The sequence below is a fragment of the Cupriavidus sp. 05L310 genome (genome assembly GCF_056398185.1).
In genome coordinates, this window is sequence record NZ_JBFTOX010000017.1 from 112,704 (window position 1) to 137,471 (window position 24,768).

The following is a 24,768-nucleotide window of genomic DNA, read 5'->3' on the forward strand; positions in this document are numbered from 1 at the left end:
TCGGGATTGCTGCAGCTCGCCCGCCGCGACCGCCTGACATCTACTTTCTACGCGGCAGGCGCGGCAAAAGCAACCAGCCAGGGCATGCCGGCGCACAATGACACAAGATTACAACAGGCCGCGACACGCGCGTGCAGGCCGCGCCCGCTCGCACAAGCCGCGGCTGAGGGATGCGCACAAGCGATCCGGCGCGTGGTCGCGCAACGGTCGTCACTGCGCTCATGGGACGAACTACCGCACTGCACAAATCGGCGAGATTTGACTTTATGCCTTTGACGCTGAGTCGCGCCCCCCTACGTCACTTCAATCACCCCATTCATCGTCTCGTGCCCCGACCCGCAGAAAATATCGCACAGGAACCCGAATGTCCCGGCCGTCTTCGCCATCGCCGGAACCCGTACCACCTTGCCGGGAGGCAAGTCGGCACGAATACCGAAATCCGGCACGCTAAACCCCATCATCGCATCCTGCGCCGTCAACTCGAACACCACCGGCTCACCGGCGCGCAGCGCAATCCGGTCCGGCGTGAAGACAAACTTCCGCGCATGCACCTTGATCACCCGCGGTTCGGCAGCCGCGCCATGCAATAGCGGCACGCCGCCCGCCAGGGCAAGCAGGCAGCACAGCGCCCGCCTGCGGCTGATTCCTTCCCGTAGTGTCAGTGTTGCCGGCATGATCCACTCCTGATTGTTTCCCCGGCACGATGGACGGACCACCGCGCCTCAGCCCGTGACTGGCTTTTCCTCGATCCCGAGATCGCCCGACGCGCGGCGCGCCTCCACCTCTCGCCACCCCAGCCCGCGATAAGGCTGCGCCGGATCCCACGGCAGCGGCAAACGCTGCGCCTGCGACCCCGCCGCCGGCAGCGGGAACATCAGCGAACGCGCCGCGTGATGCGCGATATGCCCGGTCATATGGTGATGCTCCTGGTGGATGTGTCCATAGAACACCGTCACGTTGGGATGCGGCATCAACCGCTCGATCACCTGCGCGCCATCGCGCGTCGCCCAGTCCCATTGCGGATAGAGGTCGAACAAAGGCCGATGGGTGAACACCACGATCCGGGCCGACTGCGGCTGCCGTGCAAGATCGGCGGCGAGCCAGTCGAGTTGCGCCGCGCCGACCCGGCCGGCGGGATCCGACACGTTGTCCAGCACGATGAAATGCACGCCCTTGTGGTCGAACACATAGTGCGTGGGCCCGAACAACTCGCGGTAGGCGGCGCCCTCGTCCAGGCCGGCATCGTGCTCGCCCGGCATCAGGTGCACAACCGGTACCTTGAGCGCGGCGATGATGGACTGGAACTCGCGCATGCGCCGGCGGCGCTCGGCGGGATCGTCGGTGGTATGCGTGAGATCGCCAGTGAACATCAGGAAATCCGGCGGCTCCGCCAGCGCGTTGACCGCCGCGACCGCCTTGGGCAAGGTGCCGCGCGCATCCGGGTTGGGCGGCCCCTGGAAACCCCAGTGCGCGTCCGACAGCTGGACAAAGTAAAAGGCTTCATCGCGCCCGGCCGCCCATCCGGGCAAGGCCGACGCAAATACCGCACCGCCGGCGCAGGCGGCAAGCCCGAGGAAATCGCGCCGTTTCCATGCTCGCTTCATGTTGGCTCCATCCGTGGCTTGGGGGATGTCTGTCATACCGAAGCGAAGCCGTGTTTATTCCCGCCGCCCGCGCTATTTTTTTCCGCGGTGGGACACGGCGATCGGGAATAAACTCGGGGCGTCACAGGTATACGCTGACAAGCAGGCACGCAGGACGAGCGGCACCGACGCGCACGCTCGGCCGTCGGGCCGAAGGAGTGACGTGAACGCAGCCGACCGGCGCCGCCGATTCAACGATCTGGTGCTTCCGCATCTCGACGCCGCCTACAACCTGGCGCGCTGGCTGTCGGGCAATCCCGCCGAGGCGGATGACGTGGTACAGGAAGCCTGCCTGCGTGCCTTCTGTTTTTTCGACAGTTTCCGGGGCGACCAGCCGCGCGCATGGTTGCTGGCAATCGTGCGCAATACCTGGTTCACCGCCTGGCGCAAGCGGCATCAGCCTGGCCAGGGCGACGGCGCGGGCTACGACGACGCGCATTACGATGGCACGCCCCTGCCCGGCTGGCAGGACGGCCACGGCGACGGCCCGGAGCAGTGGCTGTTGCGCGCCGAGGATGTCCGCCTGCTGCATCTCGCGCTGGAGCAACTCCCGCTGGCCTTCCGCGAAGTCCTGGTGCTGCGCGAACTGGAGGATCTGCCTTATCGCGACATCGCCACCATCGCGGATATCCCGCTGGGCACCGTGATGTCGCGACTGGCCCGTGCGCGCAAGCTGCTGGCGGTGACGGTGATCGCCCTGCGCGCGCAGGGGACGCGAACCGCCAGCGGCAACACCGGCGCGGCAAGCACCCTGTCCGCCGCGCCGGCAACGGGCAGGACAGCCACGGCAACCGGCATGCACGGAACGCCGCCGCAACCTGCCGGGGAGACAGGCCATGAACTGCACTGACGCGCGCTTGCTGCTGCACGCCTGTGCCGACGGCGAACTCGGCGCGGGCGATGCCTTGCGTCTGGAACGGCACCTGGCGCAATGCGCGGGCTGTACCGCCGAACTAGCCCAACTGCGCGAGCTGGGCACCGCCTTGCGCGCGCATGCGCCCTACCATCGTGCCGGCCCGGCGCTACGCGCGAGCCTGAGCGCCGCACTGGCCCAGGCGCAGGCCACCAGCCCCGCGGAGCCGGCGCAGCGTTTTGCCGGCAGCGGTGGCGTCACGGCATCCTCCGGCAACGCCAGCGCCTGGTGGCAACGGATACGGCGCTATTTCGAATGGAGCCCGGTCGCCAATGCCGCCATGGCGACACTCACGGTGGCGACGCTGGGCGTCAGCATGGTCCGGTACGCACTAAACGACGGGCCTGAGCAATCGGTGCAAGGCGAGACGGTCAGCAGCCATGTGCGCGCGCTGCTCTCGGGGCACACGATCGATGTCGCCTCATCGGACCGGCACACGGTCAAGCCCTGGTTCAACGGCAGGATCGACTACGCGCCGACCGTGCGGGATCTGGCCGCGCAAGGCTTTCCGCTGGTCGGGGGGCGGCTTGACTACGTGCACGGAAGGGCGGTCGCCGTGCTGGTCTACCGCCGCAACCAGCACCCCATCGATGTCTTCGTGCTGCCGTTGCAGACTGACGACAAACCGGACAGGACAAACACCGGCGCTCGCGGCAACCGCGCGCCGCCCGAGATGACGGCACGCAACGGCTACCAGCTCGCCACCTGGGACGCGGACGGCATGCGTTACGCCGCCGTCACCGATGCGTCCGCCGACGACTTGCTGCGCTTCACGCAGGCCTGGCGCGCGGCCGGCGACAGCCACGCGCCCTGAGCCCGCGCCCGCTCAGCCCAGCACAAAAGGCAGCTGCCGCTGGCGCTTGCCGGTCAGCGTAAACAACGCGTTCGCCACTGCCGGCGCAATCGCCGGCACGCCCGGCTCGCCCAGCCCGGTGGGCGGATCCCCGGAGGGCACGAAGAACACATCCACCACCGGCGCATCGGTGATGCGCGGCGGCGGATAGTCGGGGAAATTGCTGTTCTTCACCGCGCCGTTTTCGATCTCGATGGCAAAGCCCGGCCGCGTCATCGCCAGTCCGAACACGCACGCGCCCTGCACCTGCGCCTCGGCGGACATGGGATTGACCACGCGGTTGGCATGCACCCCGGCCGTCACGCGATGCACGCGCGGCTCGTTCTTCACCAGCGACACTTCCACCACATAGGCCACCACCGTATTGAACGACTCGTGCACCGCCACGCCCCAGGCCTGGCCCTTGGGCAGCTTGCGCTTGCCGTAGCCGGATTTTTGCACCGCCAGCTCCAGCGCCGCGCGATGGCGCGCGTGCTTTGCCCCGTCCAGCCGGGAAAGGCGGTACGCCACCGGATCCTGCCTGGCGTTCACCGCGATTTCGTCGACCAGCGTTTCCTTGACGAAGGCGGTATGCGTGTTGCCTACCGAGCGCCACCACAGCACCGGCACGTCCACCTGCGGGTGGTGCACCGACAACTGCAGCGGGAAGCCGTAGTCGTTCTCGACGATGCCCTCGACCATGGTCGCGTCCACCCCGCCCTTGACCATGAAGGCCTCGAACGGCGTGCCCGCGAGGATCGACTGGCCAACGACGGTGTGTTGCCAGCCGAGCACCTGCCCTTTCGCGTCCATGCCGATGCGCGCGCGATGCACATGCAGCGGCCGGTAGTAGCCGCCGCGGATATCGTCCTCGCGGCTCCACATCACCTTGAGCGGCTCGTCATGGCCGTTCTTGACCCAGGCCAGCAGGACGTTGGCGGCCTCTACCAGATAGTCGGAGGTGGGCACGGCGCGCCGGCCGAAGCCGCCACCCGCCATCATGGTATTGAGCGTGACCTTGGCCGGGGGCAGCCCGAGCACGCGCCCGATGGCGGCCTGGTCCACGGTCTGGAACTGCGACCCCACCCATACCTTGACGCTTTGCACTGTCTTGCCGGTCAGCTCCGCCTGCATGGTGCAGTTCAGCGGCTCCATCGGCGCGTGCGCCAGGTAGGGGAATTCATAGTCCGCCTCGATGGTGCGCGCGGCGCCCGACATGGCGCCGGTATCGCCCCGCAGCGCGACCGTGCCGGGCGATGCGGCGAGCGTCTTGTATTGCGCGAACAGCGCCTTGGTGGAAGCGCGGGAGCCGGCGTCCTCCCATACGAGCTCCAGCGCATCGCGCCCCTGCTTGGCCGGCCAGTAGCCGTCCGCCACTACCGCCACGCCGGTGCCGCCGCGATCCACGGGCACCAGCATCACATCGGCCACGCCTTTGATCGCGCGCGCCTTGTCGGCATTAAAAGACTTCACCTTGCCGCCAAAGCGCGGCGGACGGGCCACTACGGCCACGACCATGTCCTTGAGGCGCACGTCGATGCCGAAGGCGGTGCTGGCATCCAGCTTGCCGCGCGCGTCCAGGCGCCGCGTGGGCTTGCCGATCAGCTTGAACTGCGCCGGATCCTTGAGCGTCACCTGCTGCGGCACCGGCAGCGCCATGGCCGCCTTTGCCAGTTCGCCGAAGGTGGCGCGATGGCTGCCGGAGCTGACCACGCCCAGCGCCACCTGGCAGCTCGACGGATCGACCTCCCATTGCTTTGCCGCCGCGGATACCAGCATGGCGCGGGCGCGCGCGCCCAGCTCCCGGTATTGCTGGAAGGAGTGATTGAGCGCGGTGGAGCCGCCGGTCATCTGCATGCCGAAAGCGGGATCCTTGTAGGCGTCGCCGGCGGGCGCCAGCGTGGCGCGCACATTGCGCCAGTCCACGTCGAGTTCCTCGGCCAGCGCCATCGGCAACGCGGTATGCACGCCCTGGCCGAATTCGAGCCGGTTGACCGCTACCGTGACCGTATTGTCCGGCGCGATCAGCAGGAAAGCCTGTGGCGGAGAAGGCGGCGCCTTGGGCGCCCCGCCTTCCTGCGCCAGCGCGGCCGGCACGGGCAGCACGCCCAGCGCCAGCCCGCCGCCGGCAAAGCCGGTCAGCTTGAGAAAGCCGCGGCGGTCCAGCGTGGCGGCGGCCCCGGCAGCCTCGGTGCCCCGGGGGTTGCCGCCGGCCAGCGCTTCGAGTTGTCTGATTCGCATGGTGTCGTCCCCTTGTCCCCTTAAGCCAGCGCGCGCGCCGCGTCCTTGATGGCCGCGCGGATGCGCTGGTAGGTGCCGCAGCGGCACAGGTTGCCGGCCATCGCCTGGTCGATGTCGGCGTCGCTCGGGTGCTTCTTGGTGCGCAGCAGCCCTATCGCGCTCATGACCTGGCCGTTCTGGCAGTAGCCGCACTGGGCCACGTCATGCTTGATCCAGGCATCGAGCACCGCGCGGCCGACCTTGTCGCCGGAAACGCCTTCGATGGTAGTGATGCGCCCGCCCTGCGCGGCCGAGACGGGTGTCACGCAACTGCGCGTGGCCTGGCCGTTTACGTGCACCGTGCATGCGCCGCACGCGGCCATGCCGCAACCGAACTTGGTGCCGGTCATGCCGAGGTTGTCGCGCAACGCCCACAGCAGGGGCGTGGAAGGATCAACGTCTACCTGCACAGGCTTGCCGTTGATAACTAGCGTGGTCATGGGGGAAGCTCCTTGGGTCTGTTTGCCCTGGTCCGCCCCGGCATGGTGCAGAGGTTGACTCCTGCCGCACCGGGCCGCCGGCGGCCGGTGAGCGGCGTCCGCCCATGCCTCGGCGCGGGCGCCATGCAACTTTCTGAGAATAGTGCAAAAAGGGCGTACGCGTGCAGTACGGGGCACCGGCCCCAGGGACGCAGCGAACTTGGCTGCGAGGCTGGCAGTCAGCTTCTTATCGGCAGCCAGCCACACGGAAGCCCGGACTCGTGCCCGAATCATCCACCACCATGTTGCCTTCCGGATCGCGCCCCCCTCTTGAGCCCGCTCCGGCCGCAGCACTCCCGGCACCCAGCCGCGCCAGCCGCCCGGTGGCGAATGCGGCGCCCGCCACGCTCGACAGCATCCAGGCGCTGCGCGGGCTGGCCGCGGCCTACGTGCTGGTCTATCACTCGGGCCTGCGCCTGGGCGGCGAACAGTTCCCGCTGCTGGCGTGGCTCACCGAACATGTGATCAAGCGCGGCCATGTCGGCGTGGATGTGTTCTTCGTCATCAGCGGATTCATCATCGCCTGGGTGGCGGTGCTCGGGCGCACCGAGCCCGAACCGGCGCTGGTTTTCTCCATCCGCCGCGCCTGCCGGCTTGCGCCGCCGTACTGGATCATGTCGGCACTGCACGCGCTCACGCTCAATCCGGTGAGCCTGGCGGTGTTCGCCGGTTCGCTGGCCTTCCTGCCGGTCGCGCACGAGGACCCGCCTTATTTCGGCTATCCGGCGCTGTACGTGGGCTGGTCGCTCAACTACGAGATGGCCTTCTATGCGATCTTCGCGCTCGGCCTGCTGGTGGCACGGCGCCGGGCGCTGCTGGTGGTGGCCGCAGTGCTGGGGTGCACCACGCTGTTGTTGCCCTGGTGGCGCTTCGGCGCGGTGGACCCCGACCCGGCGCATCTCTACCCGTTCACCTCGACGTGGGTGGCCATGATCGCAAATCCGCTGGTGCTGGAATTCGCGCTCGGCTGCGCGCTGGCATGGGTCTACGCGCGCGCGCGCCATCGATTCACGCGCCGCGTGGCCATCGCCTTGCTGGCAATCGGTGTGGGCAGCTTCGCCCTTTCGCTGTGGCTGGTGGAGCCGGAGTTCAGCCTGGCGGGACGCGGCTTGCCCGCGGGCGCGCTGCTGTTCGGCGCGGTGGCGGCCGAGCACGCAGGCCTGCTGCGCGTGCCGCGCTCGCTGGTATGGCTGGGCGAGCTATCGTACGCGCTCTACCTGACCCATCCCACGGTGATCGAAGCCGTGAAGCGGCTGATGCCGGAGCTGGCGCCGGAACAAGTGGGCCTGCAGCTCACGCGTTTCGCCATCGACGCGGCGCTGGCGCTCGGCCTTGCCATGCTGCTGCATCGCTGGGTGGAGTTGCCGGCGATGGCAACAGGCAGGCGCCTCGCCGGCCGCTTCGCCACGCGCCGCCCAAGGGCAGGCGCGTGAGGGCGTGACAGACAGAGACAGCGCAGGCTGCCTCACGCTCACGCCAGGCCTTCCGGCGCGCGATCGATAAAGCCGGTCATGCTCTGCAGCCGGCCATCGGCCGCCACCGTGGCAAAGTCAGTGCCTACCACCACCGCGGCCGCCCCCGCCGGCGCCAGCTCCCACGTAAAACGCAGGTTGCCGCCGTGCGCATCGACAGGCGTAACGCGCGTAAAGCGAAAGCCGGGAAAGCGCTGCTGCACGGCGGCGATCATGGCGTCGATGCCCGCGTGGCCATCGCCGCGCATCAGCGGGTCGGCGTAGCTGGCGGACTCGGTCCACGTGCTGCCGATCAGCGCGCGCCGGCGCGCCGCATCGGTTTCGTTCCAGGCCGCGAGATAGCGGTCGGCCAGCGCGGCAAGGTCGGGGGCGGCGAAAGTGGCTGCAGCGGCGGTGCGATCCGATTCGGACATGGCGTTCTCCTTGGGTTGAGTGAGGAAGCTGTCCATATCATCGGCGCGCGCAGCGCCGTGCGCGATTACGCGCGAGGTAATCGTGGATGAAGTCTTCCGCGATACCCCTCCTCAGGGGGGCATTAACCGAAATGGCCGCGGGACCTGGACGATACGCGCCGTGCATCACGGCGCCAGCCTGGCCGCCGGCGCCGTTCGGGAGCCACTGCGCCGGCTTGCATACCGCAAAACCGCGCGGCGCGCTAGTGCGAACAGCGGGAACACACCTGGGCTTATCGCCTCGTGCTCCCGGCATATCGCCGCTATATTGGTCGATTAGGCTGGGCCGCGCGTGCAACTTGCCGCAACACCCCGCCATCGCTCCCCTTTTCAGAACGCAGCTGCAGGCTGACGCGACATGACGCCAGATTTGGAAGTCCGCCCCTTGCCCATTCACTGCCCGCGCTGGCAGCGTGTGTTGCTGGCCGCCCTCGGCTTCTTCCTGCTGGCCCTGGCCGGCCTTGCCGTGTCTCGTTATCCGGGCAATGTGGCCATGCTCTGGCTGGCCAATGCGTTCGGCCTCGGCATCCTGCTGCATCAGCGGCACGGCGATGCGCCCTGGCTGCTGGCCGGCATGCTGGTGGCCGGCGTGCTGGCCAATGCGGCCATGGGCGACTTCCCCGCCGTTGCGGTGGCGCTGGCGCTGGGCAACGTGGCCGAAATCGCCTTCTCGGCCTGGCTGGTGCGCGCCATGACCAGCGGCGCCACGCTATCCCGGCCAGGTCCGCTGGCGCGCTTCGGGCTGACCCTCGGCGCCGCCGGCACGCTGGGGCCGGCGGTAGGCGCCACGATCGGCGCCGCCACCATCAGCACCGCCCACCACAGCGGCTTTGCTTCGGTGTGGTGGACCTGGTGGACGGCGGACTCGATGGGCATCGTGATGCTGCTGCCGCTGATGGTGTCGGTCACGCGCGAGCGCGTCGGCGATACCTTCCGCCGCGCGCGGTTGCCCCGCTTCGCCGCGCTGCTGGCGCTGTGCCTGGCCGTCGGCGCCGTGGCGCTATACAAGAGCAACGAGCCCTTCGTGGTAATGGCGCTGCCGCTGGTGCTGGCGGCGCTGATGACCAATCCCTTCGCTACCGCCCTGCTCACGCTGCTGGCAATCTGCGCCACGGTGGCGCTGGGGCTGGTGACGGCCTCGCTGGGGCAGGGCCCGAACGAGCCCTTCCTGTTGCAGTCGGTGCAACTGTCGACCGCGCTGATCATGGTGTTCCCGGTCTGCATCGCCTTCTTGCTGGAGCAGAACCGGCGCGACCGCAGCGAGCTGCGCGGCAGCGAACGGCGCTTTCGCCAGGCCATGGAGCACTCGGCCATCGGCATGGCGCTGGTAGGGCTGGACGGCCGCTGGCTGCAGGTCAACCGCGCCATCTGCGACCTGTTCGGCTACGAGGCCGGCGAACTCGCCGAACTGCCCTTCCCGATGATCACCCACCCGGACGATCTCGCCCCCGACATGCACCAGGTCGAACGGCTGCTGGCCGGCGAAATCGAGTCCTACCGGATAGAAAAGCGCTTCCGCCACAAGGACGGCAGCTACCGCTGGACCTTGCTGGCGGTATCCCTGGTGCATGACGAGGTCAGCGGCAAGCCGCTGCATTTCATCTCGCAGGTGGAGGACATCGACGAACGCAAGACCGCGCAGGAAAAGCTCGAGGCGCTGTCGCGCCGGACCCAGCTGGCCGTGGAAGCGGGTGGCGTGGGGATCTGGGAGTGGGACATCGCCAGCGGCGCCATCGAGTGGGATGCGCGCATGCACGCGTTGCACTGCGTCGATCCCGCGCGCGGCACGCCGGACATCAAGCGCTGGATCGCCATGGTGCATCCGGAGGACGTCGAGCAGGCGCGCAGCGAAATGCGCGACGCCGTGCGTGGCGTGCGCTCCTTCGATACCGAATACCGCATCCTGCTCCCCGACGGCGAGGTGCGGCATATCCGCGCCATGGCGATGGTATTGCGCGAGGACGACGGCACCGCGCTGACCATGATCGGCACCAACTGGGACATCACCGAACAGCACCGGCTCACCGACGCGCTGTTCGAGGAGAAGGAGCGCCTGCATATCACGCTGCGCTCGATCGGCGACGCGGTGATCTGCACCGACGCCGCCATGGGCGTGACGTTCATGAACCCCATCGCCGAGCAGCTTACCGGCTGGACCATGCAGTCCGCCGCCGGCCAGCCGCTCGAATCCATCTTCCGCATCGTCGACGAGCACAGCAACCTGCCGATCCCGAGCCCGGTGGCGCAGTGCCTGCAGACCTTGCGCCCGGTCTACCTGCAGGACGGCGCGGTGCTGCAAAGCCTGACCGGCGACCGCCACGACGTGCAGGACTCGGCCGCGCCCGTGCGCACCGCGTCCGGCGAGGTCATCGGCGCGGTGCTGGTGTTCCAGGACATCACCAGCGCCCGCGCGCTGCAGCGCGAGCTGGCCCATTCGGCCTCGCACGATGCGCTGACCGGCCTGCCCAACCGAATCTGGTTCGAGAAGCGGCTGCGCGAGGCCTGCGAGGCCGCGCGCATGCAGCAACGCCATCACGCGCTGTGCTTTATCGACCTGGACCGCTTCAAGATCGTCAACGACACCGCCGGCCACGCCGCCGGCGACGTGCTGCTGCGCGAGCTTGGCCATGTGATCCGCCACCATGTGCGACCCGACGACCTGCTCGCGCGCCTGGGCGGCGACGAGTTCGCGCTGCTGCTCAAGGACTGCAGCGTGGACCAGGCCGAGCACGTGTGCCAGAAGATCATCGATGCCGTCCGCAGCCAGCGCTTCCCCTGGGAAGGGCGCGTCTACGATGTGGGGGCCAGCATCGGCATCACCGCCATCGACGACGAGACGCCACCGATGGGCGAACTGATGAGCCGCGCCGACGTGGCCTGCTACGCCGCCAAGGCGGCCGGGCGCAACCGCGTCTCGGTGTACCGCCGCGACGAAAGCGATGCCCAGCGCCACCACCAGGAACTGCAGGTCGCGGCCGGCATCCACTCCGCGCTGGATGCCAACCGTTTCCGCCTGTTCGCGCAGGAGATCCGCGCGCTGCAGGATGACAGCGCGCCAGGCAGCCATATCGAGATACTGGTGCGGATGGTCGACGAACAGGGCAAGCTGGTCATGCCGGGGGCGTTCATCCCCGCCGCCGAGCGCTACGACCTGATGGGCCACGTGGACCGCTGGGTGATCCACCACGTGCTAAGCGAATTCGGCGAGCGCCTGGCCGCGGTGCCCTCGCTCACGGTGGCCATCAACCTGTCCGCCAACTCGCTGGGCGAGCCCTTCCTGCTGCCGTTCCTGCATGCGGAGCTGCACGAATCGGTGCTGCCGGCCACCCGGATCCAGCTGGAGATCACCGAGACCGCGCTGATCAACAACATGGCGGCGGCCAATCGCCTGGTGACCGAAATGCGCACCGCCGGCTGCACCGTCGCGCTGGACGACTTCGGCGCGGGCCTGTCCTCGTTCTCCTATCTCAAGCAGTTCCCGGTCGACTACCTCAAGATCGACGGCAGCTTCATCCGGCATCTCGCCGGCAGCGCGGTGGACCGCGAGATCGTCAGCTCCATCAACGACATCGGCCATCGCCTGGGCATGCTCACGGTGGCCGAATCCGTGGAGGACGAACTGACCCTGCAGGCTTTGCGCGCCATCGGCGTGGATTACGCCCAGGGCTATGTGATCGGGCGGCCGATGCCGCTGGAACAGTTCCTGGAAAGCTGCCCGACCCAGCCGGTGAATAACGGCTAGATCACTCGCGCGGATGGGTTGCCGGCGGCTCACACGCCGCCACATGCCCCCTTCACCACTTGTCACCCGTGATCGCGTTCGGATTTCCGAACGCGATTTGCGCCAGCACGCACGGAAAACCGAACCGCGCGCCGGGATCACATTAATTTCCCCTTGTTTTTCAGTGGCTTAGCCGGTGCCGGCGGCGCCGCTGGCCTGGCACGCCTCGTGCAATGTATGCGCCCGCCCCAAGTGGCGATACAGGTTGACGGTCGGCTCCCCCGCGCCGCCCCGAGCCAAAAACAATGGAGGAAACATTGTCAGACCCCGCCTTGCCAATCTTGCCCGCCCTCGCGGCGGGCACCGGGCACGCACTGCCCCGCTGATCGGCTGGCCCCCGGATGCCAGGCTCGCCTGGATTCCCGGACGCCCCGATTCGCTGATTTTCCCGGCTGAGGCCGTATGGCGCCCCCCCCAAGGACCGCGGCGCCATGCCAGAAGGCTGCCAGCCACCCCCCGCAAAATAGCCGTCCGGCCACTGGCTGGACGCATCGGCCTGAATTCTGATGAAACTGAACCGACTGCCCACCCTGATTTTCATTGCGATGCTGCTCGGCGTGCTGGCCGGCACGGCGGCCCACAACCTGGCTCCTGACCCTGCCGCGGCCAAATCCATCGCCAACAACCTGTCCATCCTCACCGATGTATTCCTGCGCATGATCAAGATGATCATCGGGCCGCTGGTGTTCGCCACCCTGGTCAGCGGCATCGCCAGCATGGGCGACGGCAGGGCTGTCGGACGCATCGGCATGAAGGCGATGGCATGGTTTATCGCCGCCTCCATCACCTCGCTGCTGCTGGGCCTGTTGATGGCCAATGTGCTGCGGCCGGGCGACGGGATGAACCTGGCGCTGCCGGCGGCCGATGCCGCCTCCAACCTGAAGACCGGGGCGCTCAACCTGCGCGATTTCATCTCGCACATGTTCCCCAAGAGCTTCGTCGAGGCCATGGCCACCAATGAGATCCTGCAGATCGTGGTGTTCTCGCTGTTCTTCGGCTTTGCGCTCGGCACGCTCAAGGACGGCGTGGGCAAACCCGTGCTGGCCGGCATCGAGGGCCTCTCGCACGTGATGCTGAAGATCACCAACTACGTGATGGCCTTCGCCCCGGTCGGCGTATTCGGCGCGGTCGCGGCGGTGATCACCGCCGAAGGCCTGGGCGTGCTGGTCGTGTACGCCAAGCTGCTGGGCGCGGTCTACCTGTCGCTGGCGCTCCTGTGGGTGGCGCTGATCGCCGGGGGCTACTACTTCCTGGGCCGCGATGTGTTCCGCCTGCTCAAGATGGTGCGCGCGCCCCTGATGATCGGTTTCGCCACCGCCAGCAGCGAATCGGCCTACCCGAAGGTGATCGAGCAACTGGGCCGCTTTGGCGTCAAGGAGCGCATCACCGGCTTCGTGCTGCCGCTGGGCTACTCGTTCAACCTGGACGGCTCGATCATGTACACCTCCTTCGCCGCGCTGTTCGTGGCGCAGGTGTACGGCATCCACCTGTCGCTCTCGCAACAGATCACCATGCTGCTGGTGCTGCTGGTCACCAGCAAGGGCATCGCCGGCGTGCCGCGCGCCTCGCTGGTGGTGGTCGCCGCCGTGCTGCCGATGTTCGGCCTGCCTGAAGCGGGCATCCTGCTGGTGCTGGGCATCGACCATGTGCTGGACATGGGCCGCACCGTTACCAATGTGCTTGGCAATGCCATTGCCACAACCGTCGTCGCCAAAAGCGAAGGCGCCATCGGCGCGCCGGTGCCCGAAGAAGCGGATGAACCCGCTGCCGACGGCAACCGCGGCCTGACACCCGTTCAGGTCCTGGCCGGCAAGTAACACTGCCAGCGCGCCAAGGCCCGGCCACCGATCAGGTGGCCGGGCCTTTTTGCTTTCAGGCGCCCGGATTGCGCGGTGTGGTAAAAGACGGGGTTGCCGCGGGCGCCGCCACTGCACTTTTGCACGCGTGCGCTTTTTCCCGCGCCTCGTCTTAACCCGTCGGGTTCATTGCCCGCGATTCATCGCCCGCTTATCCGCGCCCGAGATTCTTCGCCTTCGCTTTGCGCATTGCGCCCGCCCCATGACCGGCCCACTCCCCTCGCACGCACCACCGCAAGGTGCCCAGCAAGCCACCCCGCCCCGCGCCGGCCGCCTGCGTCAGTGGATACCGCTGTTGGCGATGCTGGCCCTGGCGGCGCTGGTCGGGCTGGCCGGCTCGCTGGGCTACCGCTACAGCTACGGCAACGCGCTGGCTCGCCAGAGCGAACGCGGCCAGGTGCAGTTGCGCCTGTACGGCCAGGCCCTGACGAGCGAGCTGGCACGCTACGACTACGTGCCCAGCCTGCTCTCGCTGGACGACAAGATCGACGCCCTGCTGGCCCGCCCCGGCCACGCGGCGCGGGTCGATGCCGCCAACCATTACCTGGCCGCCATCAATGCCCGCGCCGGCACCCGCGCGGTGTTCGTGCTCGATGCGCGCGGCCGCGTGCTCGCCACCAGCAACTGGCAGCGTCCCGACAGCTACCTCGGCGAAGACCTGAGCTTCCGGCCCTACTTCCGCGACGCTGTCGATGGCCAGCTCGGCCGTTTCTACGGGGTCGGCACCACCCGCAGCGAGTCCGGCTACTACCTGTCCGCGCCACTGGGCGACCGTAGCCGCCCGATCGGGGTGGCGGTGGTCAAGGTCGGCCTGGAGCCCCTGGAGAACCGCTGGCAAGGCGCCGATACCCAGATGCTGCTGACCGACGAGAACGGCGTGGTGATCCTGGCTTCCGACCCCTCCCTGAAACTAACCACGATCAAACCGCTCGCGCCCGAACTGCGCGAGCGGCTGCTGCGCAACCTGCAATACAACCGCGCCACGCTGCCCCCGCTGGAGCTGACGCCGGTGCGCAAGCTGTCCGACAGCGACGCCCTGGTGCGCCTGCGGCGCGGCCCGCCCATGCTCTCGCAGGAGGCCGAACTGGTCGGCACCGACTGGCACCTGACGCTGCTATCGAATACCTCCCAGGCGCGCGTTGCCGCGCTCAACACGGCCGCGCTGGCGGGCGTGCTGACTGCCTTCGTACTGCTGCTGGGCGCGGCGTGGAATGTGCGCCGGCGCATCGCCGGCGAGCGGCTGGCCGCACGCGCCGCGCTGGAGGCCGCCAACGGCGAACTCGAACGCAAGGTGGCGGAACGCACGGCCGACCTGTCCGCCGCCAACCAGCAGTTGCAGGCGGAAGTCGGCGAGCGCATCCGCGCCGAGGCAACCCTGCGCCAGGCCCAGGACGGGCTGCTGCAGGCCGGCAAGCTGGCCGCCGTGGGGCAGATGTCGACCGGCATCGCCCACGAACTCAACCAGCCGCTGGCGGCCCTGCGCACACTGTCGGGCAATACCCAGAAATTCCTGGAGCGCGGCGACACCGCCACCGCGCAGGCCAACCTCGGCACCATCATCGGCCTGGTGGAACGCATGGGGCGCATCACCGGCGCGCTCAAGTCGTTCGCGCGCAAGCCCGGCAACGGCGGGCGCGCGGCGCAGCTGGACGACGCCGTCGACAACGCCCTGTTCCTGCTCGATACGCGCCTGCAGGCAGTGCATCCCGAGTTGGTCCGGCAGATCGAGCCGGGCCTGGTGGTGGCGTGCGACCCCAACCGGCTGGAGCAGGTGCTGGTCAACCTGATCGGCAATGCGGTCGATGCGCTTGCCGGCAACGCCGGTCCGCGCCTGGAACTGCGCAGCCACCTGGCCGGCGGCAAGCTGCGCCTGACCATTCGCGACAACGGCCCCGGGCTGTCCGAGGAAGCCTTCGCACGCCTGTTCGAGCCGTTCTTCACCACCAAGCCGGCAGGACAGGGACTGGGCCTGGGCCTGACGCTGTCGGCCGGCATCCTGGACGAGTTTGGCGGCAGCCTCGACGCCAGCAATCACCCCGACGGCGGCGCCTGCTTCACGCTGGTGCTGCCGCTGGCCAGGCCGCAAACGCCGCAGACGCCGCAGACGCCGCATACGAACAAGGAGAGTAGCCATGGCGGCTAGCCCGACGGGCCTGACCGTACTGATCGTCGAGGACGATCCCGATGTGCGCCTGGGCTGCGAGCAGGCCCTGCGCCTTGAGGGCATCCCCACGCGCGCCGTGGCCAGCGCCGAAGCCGCGCTGCGCGAAGTCGGCGACGGTTTTCCCGGCGTGGTGATCAGCGATATCCGCCTGCCCGGCATCGACGGCATGGCGCTGCTCAACGCGCTCCGGGCGCGCGACGACGAGTTGCCGGTGGTCATGGTGACGGGCCACGGCGATGTGAACCTGGCCGTGCAGGCGATGAAGGCGGGCGCCTACCATTTTCTCGAGAAACCGTTCTCGCCGGAGCGGCTGGTCGAAGTCGCGCAGCGTGCCCTGGAAAAGCGCCGGCTGGTGCTGGAAGTTGCCGAACTGCGCCGCAAGCTGGCCGGGCGCGATACGCTGGATGCGCGCCTGATCGGGCATTCGCCATCCATCGAACGCCTGCGCAAGCTGATCGCCGACCTGGCCGATACCGCCGCCAACGTGCTGATCCACGGCGAAACCGGCACCGGCAAGGAACTGGTGGCGCGTTGCCTGCACGAAGCCAGCTCGCGCCGCGCGCGCCACTTCGTCGCCATCAATTGCGGCGGGCTGCCCGAGCAGTTGTTCGAGAGCGAGATCTTCGGCCACGAAGCCGGGTCGTTTACGGGCGCGGCGCGGCGCCGCATCGGCAAGATCGAACACGCCGAAGGCGGCACGCTCTTCCTCGACGAGATCGAGAGCATGCCGATGCAGATGCAGATCAAGCTGCTGCGCGTGCTGCAGGAGCGCGTGGTGGAGCGGCTCGGGTCCAACACGCCGGTGCCGGTCAATACCCGCGTGGTGGCGGCCACCAAGGCGGACCTGAAGGCGCTGTCCCAGGCCGGGCAGTTTCGTGCCGACCTTTATTACCGCCTCAATGTGGTGACGCTGGAACTGCCGCCGCTGCGCGAGCGGCGCGAGGATGTGCCGCCGCTGTTCGAGCATTTCGTCGCACAGGCGGCGCTGCGGTTCGAGCGCGAGGCCCTGCCCGCCACTCCGACGGAGCTGGCCGCGCTGATGGCCTATCCGTGGCCGGGCAATGTGCGGGAACTGCGCAACCTGGCCGAGCGGCATGTGCTGGGGCTGGGATGCAACCCGAACCAGGGGACGGCGGAGCCTGCGGCGCTGCCGCTGGCGCAAGCGGTGGAGCAGTTCGAGCGGGCCATGATTGCCGAGGCCATGCGCCGGCACGAGGGGAATCTGAGCCGGGCCAGCGATGCGCTGGGGATTGCCAAGACCACCTTGTTCGATAAGGTGCGAAAGTACAAGCTCTGAAGGCTGGCCAGCCTCGGGGGCGACTGAACTGCACCTGCACCTGCACCTGCAATTGCATCTCCCCTGGCCTCTCTGCTCTTCGCCGCGCTCCCTCGGTGTTCCCGTCACTCCGCTATGTGATTTGCCGCACCGAAGCGGCGCGTGCGCCGCGCCAACATAGGCTCACCCCTTCCCGCGCGCCTTCTTGTCCTCGCGACGGCTGGCGCGGCCGGTGCGGGGCGACGCCTGGCTTGCTGCCGGGACAGGCGGCCGCGGTGCAGGCCCGTACCGCAGTCGCCTCCTTTTTGCACGCGGGCCCCGCCGCACCGGAGAAAACGTCCCCGGTGCGGCGGCGGCAAATCCCGGGCTGCGCGTAGTTGCCGGAGGAGTCATTTCTAGCATTCGTGTTGCATCTGGCGATCTCGCCTTTCCCGCCGCTTGCCAGGAAACGCCGCGCGCCGCTGGCGATCCTGTCTGCCAGGCGGCTGCGCCTCAGATGTCTGCAATGTTTGCGATGAATTCCGCGGCGCACGTGTCTGCCAAAACGCTTCGATATGCGTTTAAAGCCAGAAGTGGGAGCGTTCGAGGCGATTTCGAAATATTTGCCAAGCCGTCTGGCAGCTTATGTTCGTTAGCGCATATGATTGGACCCCGGCTCTTCCGTTGGGAGAAGATGGCACCTGTGACACAGATCACGCCATTGCAAGGTCGAGGAGCGCCTGCGCTCCCGCCGCCCGATTTACCGGGCCAAGCCAAGCTAGAGGCTGAATGGTGCCGGCAGACAACTGTCGTCGTTGCATGCGTTGTCTCATAGCCAGGGTCCAAACCGGCGCGGGAGGTTCGCGCCGTCGCTGCGTGTTTATCTTGCAGTGCGGTGTTATTAGTTAACGGGTGAACGGATGAAACTGGATTCAGAACTGGCTGAGAAGCCTTACTACAGCACGCGTACCGCCGCGAAGCTGCTCAATGTGTCATTGGGCACGGTGCAGAAGATGGTGGAACGCGGCGAACTCGGAGCCTGGAAGACCAACGGCGGCCACCGCCGCATACACAAGGAGACGGTGCATCGCCTGCTGGCCACGCGCGTGGGGCAGGAACTGCCATCGGTGCATGAACTCGACCTGGTGGTGTTCCACCCGAATCACCAGGAAGCGCAGCGCATCCACGCGCAACTCGGCAAATGGGGCCTGCCCCTCAAAAGCGTGGTGGTGGAGGACGTGGTGGATACCATCATTACTTCGGTCAGCCAGCATCCGCGCGTGGTGCTGTACTACGTGGAAGAACTCAGCGATGCCGAGTCGGCCACCATCGAGAAGCTGCAGAATTTCTTTGCCCGCCAGAATGTCATCTTTGCCGTGATCACCAACCGGCAAGCCTATGACGGCGTGGCCGACGCACTGCAGCAATGGGGCATCATGGTTTTCCTGAAGACGCCCTCGCTGGAAGAAGTCAAAGGCTTCCTGCGCGCCCAGCTGATGATGACCCGCGGCGCCGCAGGCTGATCCTCCCAGGCATCGCGCAGGCCGCTGCCCGGCGCAGTGGCCCGGCCATCATCCGGCCGCCCGGCTTGCCTGGCCCGCTACCCGCGGGCGTGGCCCCGCCCCATGCCGCACGCTTTTACGCCGCAGTTTCGTGACCGAACGACTGCGGCGTTTTTGCGTGTGCGCTCTCAGGCCAGCGCCACGAGCGGTTCCCGTTCGGGTTGCTGCGCCGCCGCATCCATCATCCAGCCGTAGAGATTACGAGGATCCGGCGGCATCGCCACCAGTTCGACATGGCCGCCCCGGTGATGTGCGTGCGCCGCGGCGTATAGCCAGCGCAGCGCAGCGTAGTCCTCCAGCGCAAACCCCACCGAGTCAAACACCGTCACCTGCCCCATCTCGGTGCGCCCCGGCGCGCGGCCCGACAGGATCTCCCATAGTTCCGTCACCGGCGTATCCGGCGGAAGCTGCTGGATCTCGCCTTCGATGCGGGTCTGCGGCGCGTACTCCACCACGATGCGCGCCTGGCGCAGGATGTCCGGGTGCAGTTCGGTCTTGCCCGGACAATCGCCGCCCACCGCGTTGATATGCGCGCCTGCCGGGACCAGGTCGGGGGTGAGGATGGTGGCGCGCGTCTTGTCGGCGGTCACCGTGCTGACGATATCCGCGCCCTGCACCGCCGCACGCACGGAGTCCACCGGCACTACCTTCAGCCCGTGCACGCCGGCCAGGTTGCGCGCCAGCCGCGCTGTCGCGGCAGGGTCGATGTCGTAGGCGCGAATCTCGCGGATACCCACCATGCCGTGGAAGGCCAGTGCCTGGAACTCCGCCTGCGCGCCATTGCCGATCAGCGCCAGCGTGGCGGCGCCCGGCCGCGCCATCGCCTGCGCTGCCAGCGCGGAGGTGGCGGCGGTGCGCAGCGCGGTCGCCAGGGTCATGTCGCACAACAGCAAGGGAAAGCCGCTCGCCACCTCGGCCAGCACGCCGAAGGCCATTACCGTTGGCATGGCGTTCTGCGCGTTGCGCGGATGGCCGTTGACGTACTTGAACGCATACTGCACGCCGTCGCTCACCGGCATCAGCTCGATCACGCCGTCGACCGAGTGCGAAGCCAGGCGCGCGGATTTATCGAATGCGTCCCAGCGCGCGAAGTCCTGGCGGATATGGTGCGCCATCTGCGCGATGGCGTTGGCAACGCCCGTCTCGCGCACCAGCGCCGCGACATCGGCGGCGTCCAGAAAGCGGGTCATGGCGATCTCCTTCATGGTGTTCTCCCTGTGTGGTTCGGTCCTGTTCCGTTCTTCTTGCCGGGCACCAGGCCTCATGCCTCATGCGGCGACCGCGGCCTGCGCGGCGCCGTCGGCCACACCGCCCGCCTGGACCGCCGTACTGGTGCGATCGAGTCGCAGCGTCATGCAGTAGGCGCCGCCGCCGGAGAGCATGTACGGCGACAGGTCCACCTCGCGCAACTGATAGCCGCGCTGCCCCAGTTCGGCGCGCAGGTGCGGTGTGGTGCGCGTCATCACCACCTGGTCGTGCAGGTTGACCGCATTGACGCTGAAATGGCGCAGGTCGTCCTCGCTCGCCTCGATGCGCAGGCTGGCCGGCACGCGCTCGCGCAGCGTGCGCAGCGCATCCTGGGTAAAGGCAGGCGGATAGTAGAGAATCTCCCCGCCGGACAGCGGGCAGAAACACACGTCGAGGTGATAGCTTTGCTCGGTGGCCAGTTCCAGCGCCACCACTTCGCGCCCGAACTCGCTGGCCATCACATCGGCCGCAGCGCGCGACGAGCGCGGGCCGAAGCCGGCCCAGAAGTGGCCACGCACCGCATCCCAGATACAGTCGCCGGCGCCTTCCTGGTAGCAGCCCTCGGGCAGCAGGCTGATGGAGTCGATCAGGCCGCGCTCGCGCAGCCCTTCGAAGATGCGGGCAAAGGGCGCTTCCTCGCCGGCGCGTTGCGGATAGCGAAAGCGCGCCAGCACGGCGCGGCCATCCAGCACCACGGCCGCATTGGCGGGAAACACCATGTCGGGCAGGCCGGGCGCGCCGGGCGCGGTCTCCACCGCGAAGCCAGCCGCCTGCAGGGCCGCGTGCAAGGACGCGAAGGAGCGCACCGCGTCGCGGTGCATGCCACGCGGGTCGCGCGCCCAGAGGCCGGGGTCCATCCACGGGTTGATGCTGTAGGACACATCGTAGTAGGTGGGCTCGACAAGCAGGATGGTGGGCTGGTTGGTCACGCTGGCTCCTTTGGGATGGTTGGTTGCGGGGTCAGTGAATGACTGCATTCTGGTGCAGTGCGGCGCTAACTAAAAGCCAGCAAATTGTGCAATTTGCTTGCCGCGCTTCTCAAATCGCCAGCTAAAATTAGCGAATTGCCAACCCCGAAGCGTGCCTCGTCAAAGCGACGCACAGGAACCCCATGGACGACACCGACCGACAGTTGCTCGCCCTGCTGCGCGACAACGCCCGCATGCCGGCTACCGCGCTCGCCAAGGCGCTGCGCGTCTCGCGCGCCACCGTGCAGAACCGCATCGACAAACTGGAAAAGGAAGGGCTGATTGTTGGCTATACGGTGCGGCTGAAGCCGGAAGCCGAGGCGCACCGCATCCGCGCCTGGATGACCATCGCCGTGGAAGGCAACAAAGCCCGCGCGGTGCTGCAGGCGCTGCGCGGCGAACCGAACGTGCAGGCCATGCACACCACCAACGGGCGCTGGGACATCATTGCCGAGCTGCGCGCGGATTCGCTGGAAGCGTTCGACCGTACGCTGGACCGCATCCGCCTGATTGACGGCATCGCCGCGACGGAGACCAGCATCCTGCTGTCCAGTTACAAGTTGTGAAGGTGCGCCTTCAGCGTCTTCAGCGCCGTCATGCCGCGGCACCGCGCAGGCGCTCGCGCCGGGTCTCCTCATGCAGCACCTGGCCGCTGGGGCGCAGCAGGTCGCGCAGCGAGACCACGCCGACCAGCCGCATGGACTCCGGGTCCGCCACCACAGGCAGGCGGCTGACGCCGAGTTCAGCCATGCGCCCGGCCGCAATGCGCGCGGTCTGCGCCGGCAGCAGCACCTGGTGCGGCTGCAGCGGCGCCATCAGCGTGCGCCCTGTCTGCATGGATGCCTCGCGCCCGCGCAGGGCATTGCGCTCCAGCATGCCGACCACACGCCCCCCGCACACCACGGGATAGCCGCGATGCGGCGCGTGCTCGCCGAAATGCTGCCGCCACAGCGCGCCGACCGGCTGCTCGCCATCCACGCTCAGCACGGCAGTGGTCATCAGGTCGGCAACGTGCTGGCGCTCCAGCGGATCGACGCCGTACTCGCGGTAGATATGCAGGCCGCGGCGCGCGATCTTTTCCGTCATGATCGAGCGCTTCATGGTCAGCACCGTGAATCCGTGCGCCACGGCCGTGGTCAGCAACAGCGGCAGCAAGGCATTGCTGTCATGGGTCAGGCCAAAGGCAAAGACGATGGCGGTCAGCGGCGCGCCAAGCACGCTGCCCAGCACGCCCGCCATGCACACCAGCGCCCATAGTTCGGGCGAGCCGCCGGGCAGCAGCGGCGCCAGCGCCACACCGAGGCCCGCGCCCAGCATCAGCAGCGGTGCCAGCACGCCGCCGGAGGTGCCCGAGCCCAGCGCGGCGACCCAGATGATCGCCTTGACCGTCAGCAACGCCACCACCACGCCGATCGCCATCCTGTTATGCAGCAGGTCGGCAATCACGTCATAGCCCACACCCAGCGCGCGCGGCTCGAAAAAGCCACCGATGCCTACCGCCAGCCCGCCGATCGCCGGCCACCACATCCAGTGCAGCCTGAGCTTCGAGAACTGGTCCTCGGTGCGGTACAGCGCCAGCGTCAGCAAGGCGCCCAGCACGCCGCAAAGCAGACCCGCGATCACGCATGAGCCCAGCGCCGTCGTTGTGGCCGGCTGGGTATGCAGGGCGAACAAGGGGCCGGGTTCGAACACCCACGGGCGCAGGAAGCCCGCCACCGCGCACGCCAGTGCGACCGGCAGCAGGCTGCGCGGGCGCAGTTCGAACAGCAACAACTCCACCGCCAGCAGCACCGCCGCCACCGGCGTGCCGAAGATCGCCGTCATCCCTGCGCACGCACCCGCCACCAGCAGCGTCTTGCGCTCGGCCGCCGTGAGATGGAAATACTGCGCCAGCAGCGAAGCGATCGAGCCGCCGGTCATGATGATCGGCCCTTCCGCGCCGAACGGCCCGCCGCTGCCGATCACGATACCCGAGGACAGCGGCTTGAGCACGGCCACCCGCGGCGACATCTTGCTCTTGCCGAACAGCACCGCCTCGATGGCCTCCGGAATGCCATGGCCGCGGATCTTGTCGCTGCCGTAGCGTGCCATCAGCCCGACCAGCAAACCGCCGATCACCGGCACCGCGATCACCCACGGCCCCAGCGCATGCTGCGCCGGCGAGCGGTCCGCCAGCGACAGCGTCTGGTAGAAAAACAGATTGGTGAAGAACCGGATCAGGTTCAGCAGGAGCACCGCCGCCGCCGTGCTGAGGGCGCCGATGACGGGTGCCAGCGCAGCTAGCAAGAGCAGACGGCGGCTGACCGAATAATCGCGTTTTTCAAAGTGCATGGTGAGGCTCGTGCAAAGGGCGGGGGTGCAGCGCGGATCGGCTGTGGACCGTTTTCCGCCGGAAACGAAATGTATCACGTCATGATATATTTGCGCGCTGGATGACGGGATGTGATCGCAAGACGGGAAGGCTGCACTTTGGCCTCCTTTTCCTGCTTTGCCCTTCTCCGCTTTCCGCCTTTCCGCCCCCACCAACATCAGGCCCAGAACCGATGCCCCCATCCCAGGCCCATTCCCCAGCCGGCTTCCAGCCGGAGCGCGCACGCGCGTGGCTGCGCGCGTTTGTTCCCACGCCGATCGCCGCAGGCAAGCGCGAGCGCGTCAAAAGCTGTCTTGGCGCCCTGCTTGGCCTGTTGATGACGGAATGGATCAGCCATCACCTGCTTGGCGGCTTCAACCCCTGGTTCGTCGCACCGATGGGCGCCTCCGCCGTGCTCCTGTTCGCGGTGCCGGCGAGCCCGCTGGCGCAGCCGTGGTCCATCATCGGCGGCAACCTGGTGGCGGCGCTGATCGGCGTAGCCTGCGCCCGCTGGATTCCCGGACAGGGGCTGGCCGCCGCCGTGGCGGTAGCACTGGCCATCGCCGTCATGTTCCAGCTGCATTGCGTGCACCCGCCCAGCGGCGCGGTGGCGATCACCGCGGTGTTTGGCGGCCCCGCGGTGACGCAGCTTGGCTTTGGCTTCGTGGTGGTGCCGGTGGCGGTCAACTCGATGCTGTTGCTGCTGGTGGCGCTGCTGTTCAACAACCTGCTGCGGCGGCGCTATCCGCACCGGCCGGCCGAGCACGCCAACCCGCACCGCACCGCCGATCCGCTGCCGAGCGAGCGCGTGGGTTTCAACCGGAGCGACCTTGACGAAGTACTGAAGGCACGCGGCGAATTCCTCGACATCGAGGAAGACGATCTGGAGGAAATCCTGGTGGCCGCGCAATTGCGGGCCTATCGGCGGCGCTTTGGCGACGTGCGTTGCGCGGATATCATGTCGCGCGACATGGTGACCGTGCTGCCGGGACAGAGTGGGAGCGAAGCGCGGGCCTTGCTGCTCAGGCACGGCATCCAGGCATTGCCGGTGGTGGATGGGCAGCGACGCTTGCTTGGGATGCTCGGCCTGGCGGATCTGCTGGCCGCGCGCGCCGGGGCAGCGGGCCAGTTGCGCGCCGGCACCGCCGACGACCTGATGCACACCGGCATGGCTACGGCCCGGCCCGAGCAGCCCATGGTGGAGTTGGCGCGAGCGTTTTCGGATGGCGGGCTGCATCAGATGCCGGTGGTGGATGCGCAGCAGCGACTGTTGGGCATCGTCACGCAATCGGACCTGATCGCTGCGTTGCTGGAGCGTGGACCGGAGCAGGTAGCGGGGTAAGCTGGCACGCGGCAGCGTGGCCGACGGGCTGGAGGGCTGGAGGGCTGGAGGGCTATCTGCGCTTCGGCGTCGTCGATGCCGTGATATTCGGCTCCCCTTCCCCCCTGCACCATGCAGCTATTCCAGACCCGTAACCCGGCGGTGGAATGGAACGGTGCTGAGCCTGGTCGG

18 protein-coding genes are annotated in these 24,768 nt (G+C 67.9%); 10 read left to right on the forward strand and 8 right to left on the reverse strand.

Translation table 11 applies throughout. The annotated features are described in order from the left end of the window. Positions 1–293: 293 nt before the first annotated feature. Positions 294–674: a cupredoxin domain-containing protein gene (locus AC1DS6_RS14800; RefSeq protein ID WP_441626458.1), complete on the reverse strand. Its 381-nt coding sequence runs from the start codon at positions 672–674 to the stop codon at positions 294–296. A 48-nt stretch (positions 675–722) separates the two neighbouring features. After that, positions 723–1,604: a metallophosphoesterase family protein gene (locus AC1DS6_RS14805; RefSeq protein WP_276286770.1), complete on the reverse strand. Its 882-nt coding sequence runs from the start codon at positions 1,602–1,604 to the stop codon at positions 723–725. A 100-nt stretch (positions 1,605–1,704) separates the two neighbouring features. Here AC1DS6_RS14805 and AC1DS6_RS14810 point away from each other — a divergent pair, with 100 nt between their 5' ends. Next, positions 1,705–2,493: an RNA polymerase sigma factor gene (locus AC1DS6_RS14810; RefSeq protein WP_477102666.1), complete on the forward strand. Its 789-nt coding sequence runs from the start codon at positions 1,705–1,707 to the stop codon at positions 2,491–2,493. Further along, complete coding sequence (locus tag AC1DS6_RS14815; protein WP_477102658.1) at positions 2,480–3,370, forward strand: anti-sigma factor family protein; 891 nt, start codon at positions 2,480–2,482, stop codon at positions 3,368–3,370. Before AC1DS6_RS14810 ends, AC1DS6_RS14815 begins: the two co-directional genes overlap by 14 nt. Before the next feature lie 12 nt (positions 3,371–3,382). Here AC1DS6_RS14815 and AC1DS6_RS14820 read toward each other — a convergent pair whose 3' ends face one another. Next, a complete protein-coding gene (locus AC1DS6_RS14820; protein ID WP_441626464.1) occupies positions 3,383–5,629 on the reverse strand; it encodes a xanthine dehydrogenase family protein molybdopterin-binding subunit in 2,247 nt (748 codons plus the stop codon). 20 nt (positions 5,630–5,649) lie between these two features. Next, positions 5,650–6,108 (reverse strand): (2Fe-2S)-binding protein, encoded by a 459-nt coding sequence (locus tag AC1DS6_RS14825; protein ID WP_441626466.1) that lies wholly within the window; start codon positions 6,106–6,108, stop codon positions 5,650–5,652. Positions 6,109–6,368: 260 nt separating this feature from the next. Here AC1DS6_RS14825 and AC1DS6_RS14830 point away from each other — a divergent pair, with 260 nt between their 5' ends. After that, positions 6,369–7,580 (forward strand): acyltransferase family protein, encoded by a 1,212-nt coding sequence (locus AC1DS6_RS14830; protein WP_477102659.1) that lies wholly within the window; start codon positions 6,369–6,371, stop codon positions 7,578–7,580. A gap of 38 nt (positions 7,581–7,618) precedes the next feature. On the opposite strand, the gene AC1DS6_RS14835 is transcribed toward AC1DS6_RS14830, so the two are convergent. Beyond that, a complete protein-coding gene (locus AC1DS6_RS14835; RefSeq protein ID WP_477102660.1) occupies positions 7,619–8,032 on the reverse strand; it encodes a nuclear transport factor 2 family protein in 414 nt (137 codons plus the stop codon). A 397-nt stretch (positions 8,033–8,429) separates the two neighbouring features. Here AC1DS6_RS14835 and AC1DS6_RS14840 point away from each other — a divergent pair, with 397 nt between their 5' ends. From AC1DS6_RS14840 to AC1DS6_RS14860, 5 genes are all read left to right on the forward strand, one after another. Then, positions 8,430–11,813, forward strand: coding sequence for a diguanylate cyclase (locus AC1DS6_RS14840; protein WP_441626471.1), 3,384 nt, complete (start codon positions 8,430–8,432; stop codon positions 11,811–11,813). A 545-nt stretch (positions 11,814–12,358) separates the two neighbouring features. Beyond that, positions 12,359–13,669, forward strand: coding sequence for a dicarboxylate/amino acid:cation symporter (locus tag AC1DS6_RS14845; protein WP_441626472.1), 1,311 nt, complete (start codon positions 12,359–12,361; stop codon positions 13,667–13,669). Positions 13,670–13,910: 241 nt separating this feature from the next. Next, positions 13,911–15,851 carry a sensor histidine kinase gene (locus AC1DS6_RS14850; RefSeq protein WP_477102661.1) on the forward strand — a complete coding sequence of 647 codons (1,941 nt, stop codon included), beginning with the start codon at positions 13,911–13,913 and terminating at the stop codon, positions 15,849–15,851. Next, positions 15,841–17,169, forward strand: coding sequence for a sigma-54-dependent transcriptional regulator (locus AC1DS6_RS14855; protein WP_045239222.1), 1,329 nt, complete (start codon positions 15,841–15,843; stop codon positions 17,167–17,169). Before AC1DS6_RS14850 ends, AC1DS6_RS14855 begins: the two co-directional genes overlap by 11 nt. An 878-nt stretch (positions 17,170–18,047) precedes the next feature. Beyond that, positions 18,048–18,650 (forward strand): helix-turn-helix domain-containing protein, encoded by a 603-nt coding sequence (locus AC1DS6_RS14860; RefSeq protein WP_045239223.1) that lies wholly within the window; start codon positions 18,048–18,050, stop codon positions 18,648–18,650. Positions 18,651–18,817: 167 nt separating this feature from the next. On the opposite strand, the gene AC1DS6_RS14865 is transcribed toward AC1DS6_RS14860, so the two are convergent. Both AC1DS6_RS14865 and AC1DS6_RS14870 read right to left on the reverse strand, forming a co-directional pair. Further along, positions 18,818–19,894: an ornithine cyclodeaminase gene (locus AC1DS6_RS14865; protein ID WP_441626477.1), complete on the reverse strand. Its 1,077-nt coding sequence runs from the start codon at positions 19,892–19,894 to the stop codon at positions 18,818–18,820. A 63-nt stretch (positions 19,895–19,957) separates the two neighbouring features. Beyond that, positions 19,958–20,866: a dimethylarginine dimethylaminohydrolase family protein gene (locus AC1DS6_RS14870; RefSeq protein ID WP_441626479.1), complete on the reverse strand. Its 909-nt coding sequence runs from the start codon at positions 20,864–20,866 to the stop codon at positions 19,958–19,960. 182 nt (positions 20,867–21,048) lie between these two features. Between AC1DS6_RS14870 and AC1DS6_RS14875 the strand changes: the two genes are divergently transcribed. Further along, complete coding sequence (locus AC1DS6_RS14875; RefSeq protein ID WP_174426231.1) at positions 21,049–21,471, forward strand: Lrp/AsnC family transcriptional regulator; 423 nt, start codon at positions 21,049–21,051, stop codon at positions 21,469–21,471. A 28-nt stretch (positions 21,472–21,499) separates the two neighbouring features. Here the strand turns inward: AC1DS6_RS14875 and AC1DS6_RS14880 are convergent, their stop codons facing one another. Further along, a complete protein-coding gene (locus tag AC1DS6_RS14880; RefSeq protein ID WP_477102662.1) occupies positions 21,500–23,236 on the reverse strand; it encodes a chloride channel protein in 1,737 nt (578 codons plus the stop codon). A 212-nt stretch (positions 23,237–23,448) separates the two neighbouring features. Between AC1DS6_RS14880 and AC1DS6_RS14885 the strand changes: the two genes are divergently transcribed. Beyond that, the gene (locus tag AC1DS6_RS14885; RefSeq protein ID WP_447429270.1) at positions 23,449–24,597 is read left to right on the forward strand and encodes an HPP family protein; all 1,149 of its coding nucleotides are present in this window, start codon (positions 23,449–23,451) and stop codon (positions 24,595–24,597) included. Positions 24,598–24,768 lie beyond the last annotated feature (171 nt).

Bases quoted from the DNA above. Each gene is read 5' to 3' on its own strand.
- AC1DS6_RS14800 (WP_441626458.1), bottom strand. From the start codon at position 674: ATGCCGGCAACACTGACACTACGGGAAGGAATCAGCCGCAGGCGGGCG.
- AC1DS6_RS14805 (WP_276286770.1), bottom strand. From the start codon at position 1,604: ATGAAGCGAGCATGGAAACGGCGCGATTTCCTCGGGCTTGCCGCCTGC.
- AC1DS6_RS14815 (WP_477102658.1), top strand. From the start codon at position 2,480: ATGAACTGCACTGACGCGCGCTTGCTGCTGCACGCCTGTGCCGACGGC.
- AC1DS6_RS14820 (WP_441626464.1), bottom strand. From the start codon at position 5,629: ATGCGAATCAGACAACTCGAAGCGCTGGCCGGCGGCAACCCCCGGGGC.
- AC1DS6_RS14825 (WP_441626466.1), bottom strand. From the start codon at position 6,108: ATGACCACGCTAGTTATCAACGGCAAGCCTGTGCAGGTAGACGTTGAT.
- AC1DS6_RS14835 (WP_477102660.1), bottom strand. From the start codon at position 8,032: ATGTCCGAATCGGATCGCACCGCCGCTGCAGCCACTTTCGCCGCCCCC.
- AC1DS6_RS14840 (WP_441626471.1), top strand. From the start codon at position 8,430: ATGACGCCAGATTTGGAAGTCCGCCCCTTGCCCATTCACTGCCCGCGC.
- AC1DS6_RS14845 (WP_441626472.1), top strand. From the start codon at position 12,359: ATGAAACTGAACCGACTGCCCACCCTGATTTTCATTGCGATGCTGCTC.
- AC1DS6_RS14850 (WP_477102661.1), top strand. From the start codon at position 13,911: ATGACCGGCCCACTCCCCTCGCACGCACCACCGCAAGGTGCCCAGCAA.
- AC1DS6_RS14855 (WP_045239222.1), top strand. From the start codon at position 15,841: ATGGCGGCTAGCCCGACGGGCCTGACCGTACTGATCGTCGAGGACGAT.
- AC1DS6_RS14860 (WP_045239223.1), top strand. From the start codon at position 18,048: ATGAAACTGGATTCAGAACTGGCTGAGAAGCCTTACTACAGCACGCGT.
- AC1DS6_RS14865 (WP_441626477.1), bottom strand. From the start codon at position 19,894: ATGAAGGAGATCGCCATGACCCGCTTTCTGGACGCCGCCGATGTCGCG.
- AC1DS6_RS14875 (WP_174426231.1), top strand. From the start codon at position 21,049: ATGGACGACACCGACCGACAGTTGCTCGCCCTGCTGCGCGACAACGCC.
- AC1DS6_RS14880 (WP_477102662.1), bottom strand. From the start codon at position 23,236: ATGCACTTTGAAAAACGCGATTATTCGGTCAGCCGCCGTCTGCTCTTG.
- AC1DS6_RS14885 (WP_447429270.1), top strand. From the start codon at position 23,449: ATGCCCCCATCCCAGGCCCATTCCCCAGCCGGCTTCCAGCCGGAGCGC.